This window comes from Synergistaceae bacterium, assembly GCA_017444345.1.
GTDB lineage: Bacteria > Synergistota > Synergistia > Synergistales > Aminobacteriaceae > JAFUXM01.
This window is the reverse complement of record JAFSWW010000009.1, coordinates 1-10,352: the sequence shown is the minus strand read 5'-3', so window position 1 is coordinate 10,352 and position 10,352 is coordinate 1. Positions and strand designations below refer to the sequence as shown.

Annotated in this window: 11 protein-coding genes; 3 read left to right on the top strand and 8 right to left on the bottom strand. The window is 37.1% G+C overall.

Features of this window, described 5'->3' with window-relative positions:
- The 3 genes from IJS99_00470 to IJS99_00460 form a co-directional block, all read left to right on the top strand.
- A partial coding sequence (locus IJS99_00470) for a hypothetical protein (GenBank protein MBQ7560294.1) occupies window positions 1-292 on the top strand: 292 nt, incomplete at its 5' end.
- A 40-nt stretch (window positions 293-332) separates the two neighbouring features.
- Complete coding sequence (locus IJS99_00465; protein MBQ7560293.1) at window positions 333-935, top strand: radical SAM protein; 603 nt, start codon at window positions 333-335, stop codon at window positions 933-935.
- On the top strand, window positions 913-1,617 hold the full coding sequence (locus IJS99_00460) for an SPASM domain-containing protein (GenBank protein ID MBQ7560292.1): 705 nt from the start codon (window positions 913-915) through the stop codon (window positions 1,615-1,617). Before IJS99_00465 ends, IJS99_00460 begins: the two co-directional genes overlap by 23 nt.
- Window positions 1,618-1,871: 254 nt before the next feature.
- On the opposite strand, the gene IJS99_00455 is transcribed toward IJS99_00460, so the two are convergent.
- The 8 genes from IJS99_00455 to IJS99_00420 form a co-directional block, all read right to left on the bottom strand.
- Window positions 1,872-3,164 (bottom strand): hypothetical protein, encoded by a 1,293-nt coding sequence (locus IJS99_00455; protein ID MBQ7560291.1) that lies wholly within the window; start codon window positions 3,162-3,164, stop codon window positions 1,872-1,874.
- A 25-nt stretch (window positions 3,165-3,189) separates the two neighbouring features.
- Window positions 3,190-5,580: a hypothetical protein gene (locus IJS99_00450; GenBank protein ID MBQ7560290.1), complete on the bottom strand. Its 2,391-nt coding sequence runs from the start codon at window positions 5,578-5,580 to the stop codon at window positions 3,190-3,192.
- Between the two features lie 934 nt (window positions 5,581-6,514).
- Window positions 6,515-7,369 carry a hypothetical protein gene (locus IJS99_00445; GenBank protein ID MBQ7560289.1) on the bottom strand — a complete coding sequence of 285 codons (855 nt, stop codon included), beginning with the start codon at window positions 7,367-7,369 and terminating at the stop codon, window positions 6,515-6,517.
- Window positions 7,370-7,530: 161 nt separating this feature from the next.
- Window positions 7,531-7,800, bottom strand: coding sequence for a hypothetical protein (locus IJS99_00440; GenBank protein MBQ7560288.1), 270 nt, complete (start codon window positions 7,798-7,800; stop codon window positions 7,531-7,533).
- 38 nt (window positions 7,801-7,838) lie between these two features.
- On the bottom strand, window positions 7,839-9,134 hold the full coding sequence (locus IJS99_00435) for a hypothetical protein (GenBank protein ID MBQ7560287.1): 1,296 nt from the start codon (window positions 9,132-9,134) through the stop codon (window positions 7,839-7,841).
- 13 nt (window positions 9,135-9,147) lie between these two features.
- Entirely contained in the window at window positions 9,148-9,348 is a 201-nt protein-coding gene (locus IJS99_00430; protein MBQ7560286.1) for a hypothetical protein, read from the bottom strand.
- A 60-nt stretch (window positions 9,349-9,408) separates the two neighbouring features.
- Window positions 9,409-9,795 carry a hypothetical protein gene (locus IJS99_00425; protein ID MBQ7560285.1) on the bottom strand — a complete coding sequence of 129 codons (387 nt, stop codon included), beginning with the start codon at window positions 9,793-9,795 and terminating at the stop codon, window positions 9,409-9,411.
- A gap of 13 nt (window positions 9,796-9,808) precedes the next feature.
- Window positions 9,809-10,279 (bottom strand): hypothetical protein, encoded by a 471-nt coding sequence (locus tag IJS99_00420; GenBank protein MBQ7560284.1) that lies wholly within the window; start codon window positions 10,277-10,279, stop codon window positions 9,809-9,811.
- Window positions 10,280-10,352 lie beyond the last annotated feature (73 nt).

Below are 10,352 nucleotides of genomic sequence, written 5' to 3'. Positions count from 1 at the left end.
TCTTCTTGCTGAAAAGGGCTTCAATGACGACGCACAAAGAGTCATTAACGAATCTCTTGCGAAAATTGCAGCCTCTCACGGATTCAAACTCGACTCAATGCAGGAGCTTTCACAGTCAGAACTTGAGTCAGTCGCGGGCGGGCGGTTGTGTAGAGTCTTTACATTCAAGAGAAATCCCCCGAAAAACGACAGCTTATTTGACGATGAAGAGTCATACGACGATGAATTAAATTTCGTAGATGACGGCTTTATCAAGAAAAAAAATCTCTGCCGGACATTCAGTACATTTTAATAAATTTTTTACGAGCTAATTTATTGAGAAGGATAATATTTTGTATTACAGACTCAAAGATGATTATATTTTGCGCGGCTGGGACAAGCTCCCCTATGCTGTAGTAAATACAAAAACGGGGCTGGCTGTCTTCATCACGTCAAAACAAATGCAGGCTCTCGAACTCTGCGACGGAAATATTGATTTGTCAATGCCGTTTATTCCTGATGTCATGAAAAAATTAATCTCTAAATACGAATCAAGCGGCATAATCGAACAATGCAAAAAAGGTCAGGGCTTAACACTTCATCAGCAATACAAAAAATATCCTTCCCGTTATATTAGTTCAGCTCACTGGGCAATAACCGGCAAATGTAATTACAAGTGCAGGCATTGCTATATGTCAGCTCCAGAAATTAACGCCTATCAAGCACCGCACGAAAATATCATGAAAATTATCGATCAGCTTTCAGAATGCGGAGTAATGAGCGTATCTTTAACAGGGGGCGAGCCTTTATTACGTGATGACTTTCTCGAAATAGCAGACTCTCTCACTGAACACGGAATAATAATCGCTCACATATATTCTAACGGCTCACTTGTGAATGAAAAAATTTTAGGCGAACTCGACAAACGCAAATATGATCATTCACAACGGCAATAAGCACACTTTACGAGCTACAATCAATCATCTTGCTTCACTCGGTGTAAGTTCTATAAAGACTGCTTATGCTTCTAATGTAGGCGAATGGACAACTCACAGCGATAATAAATCAATCGGCATTAAAGACGTGTTCCAAACATATCTTGATTATATTCCGCAATATTATTCAGATAATATGCCTATGGATATATTTTTCACGTCATTTTTTGCTGCTGATAGGGAAACTCCCGATAAATATCAAATTTTATGTTACGACGAGTCATATAATCCCGAAAAAATTTTATTGTGCCCGCTCTCTCGAAGTTCTGCAAATATTTCACCTGAAGGCCGGGTCGTAATGTGCGGCATGATGTACGGAACAGAGTCAGAAAAAATATTTCCTGCGATGCCTGAGACTCATTTTTCAGAGTGCATAAATTACCCTGAACACATGAAATTATGCGACATGAGAGCAAGTGATTTCTTGAAAGCTAATGAAGAGTGCAGGACGTGCAAATTTACTCGTCATTGTTACGGAGGCTGCAGAGGCCCGGCACTTATCGAACAAAATAATTTAATGGCCACAAATAAAGATTTATGCGAATTATTTTACGGCGGGTGGATTAAGAAAATTGTTGATGCAGTCAAGCAAGCAAGACCAAGCGCAGAGTCTCCCGTTAAAGATTCGTTAATGCTGCAATAAAATTAGTTTATCGCGTGTTATACTGAATTTCACGTTTATTTGCTATAATGAGTGCGTGCAGTTCTCTTAAAAAATTTATTAGGTGAGCTGTATTTTTTCTACTAATACATTTACTAATACGAAAAGAGTTAAATTTTATAGCGTTCACAAAACTTTACAAAGAAAAATTTTTATTTATCCTGCAAAAAACTTCATGAACGTTAATTTATAATTTTATTCTGCCATGACAAGCTCACAAACTCGCAAAAGATAAATTACATGTACGAACGTCCTATAAAAGATTGCAATTTTCGCGCATATTCGTCATTTGAATCTCCTCCGCAAAAAATATAAACGTAATAAGCCGACGCAGAATCATCAACTAAATATTTATCATATCGAAATTGATTGCAAACATTTTTCTTTAACACTTTGTCCCAGTAATCATTGCTGCCGATTAAATTTGCTCCCCCTGAATAAGCGCACCCAAAATCTATAATCTTGAAATTATGACCGTCGTAAATTATATTATTGGGCGTTAAATCTCTGTGTGTTATCTTAAGAGAGTATAACGCGTCAAGAGCCTTCACGAGAAAATCTCCCAGTTTAGCAAGTTCTGAAGGATTTAGCTTTTTCCCGCTGTTATTATAATCATTGAGAGTAACACCGCTTTCATATGGGTAAACAATAAATTTTTTGGCTGCGTCGTAGTCCTTCATGATCACAAATAAAGATTTCTGCTCATCGTTGAGAGTCTGCAATTTTTTCTGCGCGTTAATTTCATTTGTGAAGCTGTTATATATTGCCGCAAATTCGTTGCCCTTGATAAATAATTTTTCTCCGCCTATCTCAGCAGCTATAAACGTACAACCGCTCGCACCTGCACTCGGTAAAATAATATAATTTCCGGACAAATTAAATTTTTCGGCGATAAAATGTATAAAATTTTCGCACGTTTTCTCATGAGACTTGCGCAGGAATTCCATTTTATAAGATTCAGAGTCATTATTTTGTTTGCGTATGAAAAATTTGCGCTTAATAGTCGATAACAACAAATAAATTGCCTCAAATAATGAAATATGCCCGTGATTTTGCAGATATCGCTTCAAAAATATTTTGCGGCCAAGTGTAAAGCTCGAATACTTTAATTTATAGCCGTACGAGATAATATATTTGCTCAGAATGTCATATAAATCATCAGAATCAGAAAATTTTTGCTCTAGTTGTCTGCTAACGTGAAAATCTTGACTGCACTGAGTCAGTATATAAACAAGTTCCAGCATATTTAAATCATTACCGGCAATGACTCTATTAACTGCGCGCGAAAAAATGTCATTCACCCATTTGCGTGATAAAATCTTGCTTAGATTCACAATTTTTATGATCCGGCCGATTTCGTAAGGTTCTGCAAGTCTTCTATCATTGATTATTTCATGAAGGCGCGTCAAAATTTTATCATTCTTCACGAAAATGTAATAATTAATCGGGTCAATTTCTTTATCATAGCCGGTTATGCAGTCAAATGGGCGCAATAAATTATCAAGTTCTTCAAGAGTAAAATTTTTCATGTTAGGGCCTTATCTCCTGAAAAACTTACTTATGCGGCCGAATAACGCGCTTGATTCCGGAATTTTCTTCGTTCGCATAAACTGAGTAATCATTTGGGCAAGTTATGCTGTAATTATGAGAGTCCAAAAATTTACGCAGCTCGAATAAATAATTTTCCCGGCCAAAGTCAAAGAGTGCTGCCAATTTCTGTGTATATTCCTGTGAGACTGCCGGTTTATGAATCAAAGCATGATAGAGCAGACTCCATTTATAATTTTGCTGATTGGGAATGTAGAAACCTTTTGACGAATAATCGCGATCCTTCAAAATGTCCTGTTCCCATTCAGAGCAGTAATAGTTGTCGCCGACGTGCCTTAAATCAAAATATACTAATTCGCCCGCGACCCTTGCGCAATAATGGACTCTGTAAGATTCTGTAAAAACTTTTTTCCCTGATAAAATTCGTACAGCTTCGTCATAATCGTCAACTAATAAATCAATATCGCCGTGTTCAGAAGTCTTGAATTTGTCGGGTAAGTATTCAAAATTTCGCAGCACAACATATTTTACGGAGTTATTGAGCGTGTAAAATAATTCGTCGAGATTGTACCATTCATTAAGGCCGGCGGTGTTTCGCGAGATTTTGTCGGGGAAATTTCCGGAAGTTGCAAGAGCTTCTAATTTTTCAGGACTCAGCCCGAATAACAGTGCTAAATCGTGTCTTGCTTCTGACTCGTCATTGCTTGAGTGTACTTTGTGGCCGCCTCCTGTCCAGCGTCTGTAAAGTGTCTTGCGGTCGAACATGTTTGCGTTTACGTTTTTGATTCCTTTGCTTGTGAGTCGTTTTTGGTAGCATGGTGAATGATCACGGCAGAATATAAGCGTAAAAATTCCGTCTCCAACGTGTTTTTCTTTGTCTGAGTTTTTCGGGAGGTTGACTCCGTAAAAGCGCGTCAGATTTTCGGGAAAATATTTTTTCTCCCATTCAATATCGCAAATTTTGATTATTTCGAGTTCCTGTTTGATGTCGCTGATAATTTCATTTTTTCTGTATTGAGCGTTCTCCCATAGGATAAAAATATTATATTCTGGAGGGAATGAGCATTCAGAAAAATTTTCGTCTCTCGCGAGATATTCACGAATCATAGCAATATCTGCAATATCTTTATCGCGCTGCAAAATTTTCTTGTAACCGTAGACAATGGGCAGCCTTACGAATTTAACGCCCTCATAAACGAAATAGCACGCGGGGTCGTCAATTAATTGATCGTCGGAGATAAAATCTTTCAGCCAATCAGCATGTAATTTTTCGACTTTGCCGTTAATAAGGGGTGTTACTTCGCGTGAAAAAATGTCATTAAGCCTGCTTGACACAAGAACGTCAAAATCGTCTGCTTCTCTGAGTCCGTAAATTTCGAGTGCTGCGGAATTTGCGACGCAGATATCTTGAAGCGCGATATTATTATCACGTAAATATTGTTTCAAGAGAGTCAATTTTTCTGTAAATCTTGCTTTATTTCGCGGATTAGGCTGGATTCTCGTGAAGTCAAGCCCGTCAGAGAGAGTCTTAATTATATTCATTATTTCCTCTTGAGTCTTGAAATCGGGATTAGAAATTTTATGCGCCCTGATTGAGTTATTTATCATGAAATCGCGTATGTTTTCGAGGTCTGCAAAATCTTTCGCGCCTTTGCCTTGTTTTAACGCGTTTTTGTGGCAATAAACATATTCGAGCCTGACAAATTTTATTCCCTCAAAATAGAAATGACACGCGGGATCCCTCACTAACTGATCATTTGATACGTCTTTGAACCATTGAGACGGCAAAATCTCGAAAATGTCATCATTTACATATACTTGCGAGGCTGTGCGGGAAGTTCCGGAAATTATTATATCGAAGTCGTTTGCTTCTCTGAGTCCGTAGCACTCAAGGACGGCGGAATTTGCGACACAGATATTTTCAGGATCGATATTATTATTCTTGAGCCATTCACGGAGACGCGATAATTTTTCCGAGAATCTATCACGGTTAAGCGGCTTAGGTTTGGGGAGAGTAGAAAAATTTAGCCCTCCTGAAAGATTATTAATTATTTGCGCGAGTTCTGAGTCTGATTTGAACGAAGGATCTTTTGCAGGAGTCTTTATTATATTGCGGTTAGGCTCTGCGAAAAGTGATTTAATGCGGCGTAATATTGATTTTATGACTCTCTTTGCGAGTCTGAGAGGATATTTTGCGAGTCTTAGTGAGGATCGTAAAAGTTTCCTGATAAATTGCGATAATAAATATTTTGCGCGTTTGAGTCTATATTCTTTAGTGTCCCATACAGGCTGGAATTTAGAGCAGTATTCTAGCTGACTCCTGACTACTGACTCCTGACTCCTGACTCCTGACTCCTGACTCCTGACTCCTGACTCCATTATGATTATAAGCCTCATTCAAAAAAGTCAACCCCTATATTACTGAATTTACAGCGAGAAAAGCTCACTGCATGAATTTATGAATTAGCTAATGATACACAGCAAAAAATTTATAGTCAAGATTCTTTGCTTGAAGTGTGATTTAACGTATATAAATTTATTCATGATGTCAGTATTTGTTATAGTGTCTCGGTTTGTGTATATGAAATATTGAGTCTTGTGCTGTTATGTTATTGGCCGGACTTGGAAAAATTTTTCTTTACCGCAGGATCAGTGCCGGATTTGATTTATAAGAGCTTTCATTTAATTATAAGTGATAACATAACATTTTTGGAAAATTATCGTAATGACTACATAAATATGAATAGCTAGTAAATCCGGTTTCGTCAACATAAACTCTTTTATTTTCTGGAATATATTTTATTATTTTTTCTGCTGATTACTCCATAATGCGGGTCTTTTGTTTCGCGTGATTTGTAATCGGCAGCTATTTCCCGTAAGTATGCGTCAATGAACGTTTCACAGTTTTTCTCATTGTTGGATTGTGATTAATGCCACACATCTTAATAAAAATTTTTTCTGCGTGAATAATTGCGATTGCGTGAATAATTAAATATTTTTGTAGTTGTAAATGTAGTTGTAAAAAATTTACAGCTCCTCGAAAAATTATATCCGAGAATTAGTAATTTATGATTATACAACAATAAATATTTTCGGGAAACTATGACAAGATATTTTTGTTGAGCTTATATGTATTTATTTACAAAAAATTTGTTGCATGTGCGCGAGATCCCCCCTTAAAACCCGTTTTTTCTCGCGTTTTTGTTAGGCCATTTTCCCCGCCCGTAATTATAAATGCATGTTTCCGAAAGACTTTAATGTATTATTTTGCGCCTGCTTCAATGTGAATCACTCCTAAACAATTTTATTAATTCTACTAGAAAATATTTCTTTACCTGAAATCAAAAAATTTAGCTCCTCCTAAATGATTTATGTAATACATAACAATTACCAAATCAGGACGTTCTGAAGCGATATAATTTTTTAGACTCCCGTTAAAGCCGCGTAGATCAATTTCCGCAACATTTTTTACACCAAGCGCGAGAAAAGGCAATACACAATTTCCGAAGGAGTCATCGATCACTAAAATTTTTCTGTTGGAAGCCGCTAAAAGATTCGTGAATCTAATTAAAGACTGTCCGCCATAGTTATATGCTCCATAGGCGCTCAAATTATAGTAATCGCGTTTTGTAATACAGGACATATCATACATAATCGAGAAATCTCCACTAAGATTTATATTAAGATTCGGAATCTCGTAATTCAAATAAGTGTCAAATTTCGGGTAAATCATAGTAATATTTTCTAGTTTTGTGCGTGCTAGAGTTAATTTCTTCCCGTGAGAGCCAAGAAACCAATCATGATAAATCACATAATCAAAATTTTCAGGATTCAAAATTTCGGGCTTTACCGGCCAATTATAATCTTCGCGCAAAAATTTTAGAATCTCTCTAGCTGCCCATAATCCTGACTCCGGCCTCCAGTGGTGGTCAGTGATGAAAAACGCTTCATGATGATTCATTCCTTGATCGTGTAAATTTTTTCGTAAGTCGTAATATTTCACGCCGGAATCTTTCAAGACTGCAAAAAATTTATCCGCGTTCTGATTCGAGAAGTCAAGAGTCCCGGAAACGTCTTTATCCTGCGAGACACATATTTTATGAGGCAGGCTGACATAGAAAAATTTTACGTCAAGAGATTCACAGAAATTCGCAAGTTTTACAGTTGATAAGGCATATTGCGACATATCTCGGCTTAGTGCAAACACGGACAAATATTCATCAGAAAGTTTTACTACGGCATTATATACGGGTACATATGATAAATTCCAGTTTATAAATTCTTCATATTTTTTTGCGCTTTCAACAATGCTGTCATAAATTATAATTTTTTCGCTTGAATACCCCGTTAATTTATCTTTGAGGAAATCATAAATAAGTTGTAATACCCCCCCCCCCCTTGCGTAAATTGCGTAGTTTCGGCACGTGCAGATTTAGAATCAGCCTCAGACTCGAACGGATATAATGTCGCCCAATCGATTTTAATTCCTCTTTTTATAGCGTCTTCATGGGGGGACATTTTGTAAATCCCTCTTGCCGCTATCTGATAAAAAATTGAGAACAAAAATAGCATTACAACGCTAATAAATATGCACGATAAAAATTTTTCAGGCTTCATATATAAAATCTCTCCTTAGTGATTAATTATAGAATATTTTACCTGAAGTCGAACATTTTATATTCTTTGCCTACAATTCCGGGATAATACATTACAATAACTGCATCCGGACGCTCTGACTCTATGTAACTTCTTATGCTGCCCGGAAATATGTGTAAATTTATCTCGACTACATTTTTTATAGCAAGCGCAATAAATGGCGATACAGATTTCCCGAATGAGTCATCTATAATCAGCAATTTTTTATCGCATGACGGCAAAAGATTCTCTATCGTTATTAATGCGCGGTTTCCATAGCCGTAAACAGCATAAGGGCCTCCGGTATAAGGAGCAAAAACGGCAATAGCTCCCATGTTGTAAGTAATACTGAAATCTCCGGTTTTATCAAATGAGTCATCAGGAATCTTATAATTAAGCAAAGTTTTAAATTTCGGATAATGCAGCGTCATATCTTCAGGCTTAACACGCGAAAGAGTTAATTTTACGCCTTCCGAACCAAAATGTGTGTTGGGATGAGTAATCTTGTAAAAATTTTCGGGATTCAAAATTTCGGGCTTGACCGGCCAATTATAATCGTCGCGCAAAAATTTTAGAATCTCCCTAGCCGCCCAGAATCCCGCCTCTTGTCGCCAGTGAAGGTCTGTGATGAAAAACGCTTCATGATGATTCATTCCCTGAGCGTGTAAATTTTTTCGCAGATCGTAATATTTTACGCCGTAATTGCCGAGCAGATTCAAGAATTTATCAGCATTCTGATTCGAGAAATCCAGCACTCCGGAAATATTTTTATCTTCAGACGCGCATACTTTATTAGGGATATTGACGTAAAAAAATGGAATCCCGCAGGAATTGCAGAATTTAGCAAATTTTGAGATTGAGTCTGCATCGTGAGAGACTTCGCGGGGAGGTATTAATCTTACAAAAAATTTTTCACCGAGTTTTACTGCCGGATTGTAGTCAAAAATGTAGGCAATATTCCAATTTATTAAATCCTCGTATTTTTTTGCGGCTTCGACGATATTATAATAGCGCGTGAATCCTTTGTTAGTATAATAGTCAAAACCTTTCTTAATTCGCACATATAAGCCGTAATACCCCCCCCCCCCTTGCGTAAATTGCGTAGTTTCGGCAGGTACAGATTTAGAATCAGAATCAGACTCGAACGGATATAATTTCGCCAAGTCAATTTTTTCGCGGACTATTACATTTGCTGTTCGTGAATGTGAATGAATAAACTTGTAAATCTTAGTGCGCATAATTTGAATCGGTATTGAACACATAATAACAGCTTCTATTGCTAAGAACGTGAACGATAAAAATTTTTCGGGCTTCATAATATCATCCTCCTTAATTGAAATCATAAATTTTTGTCTGACATCCCGGCACATTAGCATTGTACATTACAATAACAGCGTCCGGCCTAACAAGGGTTATATAATCTCTAAGACTCTCGCTGTAATGCCACAAATCAATTTCTGTAACGTTCTTAATCTCAAGCGCAATAAACGGCACGACACAATTTGCAAATGACTCATGGATCACCAGCAATTTTTTATCGCAGCTTGCTAAAAGATTCGTGAACTTAATTAACGGTTGGTCAGCATAGTCCTACGCCGCATAAGCATTTAACCCGTAATAATCAAGACTTGAAATTTGCGTCATGTCGTAAGTAATTCCAAAATCGCCGCTGATATTTATGTCAAGACTCGGAATCTCGTAAATAAAGCTCGTCTCAAATTTGGGATAAATCAGGCTAATATTATCAGGTTCAGCGCGTGAAAGAGTAAATTTTTTCCCCTGCGAGCCTAAATGCCATTTGGGATAAATGACTCTCTCGAAATTTTTTAGCTGCAATAAATCAGGATTCACCGGCCATTTATAATTATCACGCAAAATCTTGAGAATTTCTACCGCTGCCCATAGTCCCGTTTCAGGCTTCCAATGATGGTCAGTCTTGAAAAACGCTTCATGATGATTAAAGCCGCTTTCGTGCAAAAGTTTTCGCAGATCATAATATTTCGCCTATTAAATCAAGAAATCTATTAGTATTCTGGTTGCAATAGTCAAGTATTCCGGAAATATCTTTATCTTGAGACTCGCAAATTTTGTGAGGAAGACTCAAATAAAAGAAGTCCGCGCCGTTAGTCTCGCAGAATTTCGCAAAATTTATCACTGACTCTGCGTCGGGCCCTACATCAAGACTCGCATTAAACGCCGTCAAATATCCGTCATCAAGCCTCACAACAGGATTATAACCGTAAATTAATGCGATATTCCAATTAATGCACTCTTCATAAAGTTTTGCGCGTTCGACTATGTTTTGATAGCAAATAATTTTTTCGCTGGTAAGGTCGCTTAAAGTGTCAGCAAAATTTTTATCTGAAATATTCTCACTTGCGGCCAGTTCACATAAAATCGAGCACATAAAGAACGCTATCACGATTAAGAACGCAAATACATAAATTTTTTCATGTTTCATAATTTACACAATTTGCGCTAACGAGTGGGCAGAACAAATTTTTTTTCCCTTACTGATGATACGAACTGACATA